At 68.6% G+C, this 245-nt stretch carries 1 protein-coding gene; it reads right to left on the bottom strand.

Going from position 1 to position 245, the window contains the following annotated elements; translation table 11 throughout:
- On the bottom strand, positions 1 to 245 hold a 245-nt coding region (locus J5M67_RS29195; RefSeq protein WP_243434957.1), incomplete at both ends, for a LysR substrate-binding domain-containing protein.

Here is a 245-nt window from a genome sequence, read left to right as displayed (position 1 = left end):
AGTTCCGCCGCCACCGCCTCGGTCACCGCCTCGCGGCTGTCCAGCTCCAGCAGCACCCGGGGTTCGACCATCTGGGCCGAGCAGGCCGCGTCGAAGGTACGACGGGTGATGGAGTCGGGTTCGCGCAACACCAGCGGCATGTCATCAAGGTCAGCCAGCTCGATGGACTCGCGCCCGGCCCAGGGATGGCCGAGGCCAACGAAGGCGACAATGGGGTCGCTGCGCAGGGTGAAAGTCAGCAGGCG

The sequence above is a fragment of the Pseudomonas sp. 30_B genome (assembly GCF_017491605.1).
Taxonomy (GTDB): domain Bacteria; phylum Pseudomonadota; class Gammaproteobacteria; order Pseudomonadales; family Pseudomonadaceae; genus Pseudomonas.
This window is presented reverse-complemented; position numbering and strand designations above follow the sequence as displayed.